Annotated in this window: 1 protein-coding gene; it reads right to left on the bottom strand. The window is 31.9% G+C overall.

What is annotated here, in order from left to right; all coding sequences use genetic code 11:
* Nucleotides 1-57: 57 nt before the first annotated feature.
* The coding region (locus V7137_RS16800; protein WP_420490144.1) for a tubby C-terminal domain-like protein at nt 58-351 on the bottom strand (294 nt) is incomplete at its 5' end.

Below are 351 nucleotides of genomic sequence, written 5' to 3'. Positions count from 1 at the left end.
CCGTTACTTTAAGTACATTACTTCACAATTTTGAATGGGTATAAATAACTTGAAATTTTAGTCGCCAACATAGAAAATGGCTTGAAAAAGACAAATAAAAAATTCTGGCTCCTGTATAGGGCATTCCTCTTCAATTTCTAAATATGTCTTGAACCATTCAGTAGTTTTCATTTTCCATCTTGCTACTTCTCTACCTTGATGATAAAGTTTTGCCCAATCCATCATTTCTTTTTTTACTAAATAATCTGCCGAATCATTTGTAATGAGGAATTCGGGGACAACTACTTGCCAAGATTTATTACTAACATAAAATACTTCATTGGTTTTACAGTTTATCACTCTATACTCTGG

It is taken from the genome of Neobacillus drentensis (assembly GCF_036962765.1).
Taxonomy (GTDB): Bacteria; Bacillota; Bacilli; order Bacillales; family Cytobacillaceae; genus Neobacillus; species Neobacillus drentensis_C.
The sequence above is the reverse complement of the archived record's forward strand: the minus strand, read 5'-3'. Positions and strand labels throughout refer to the sequence as shown.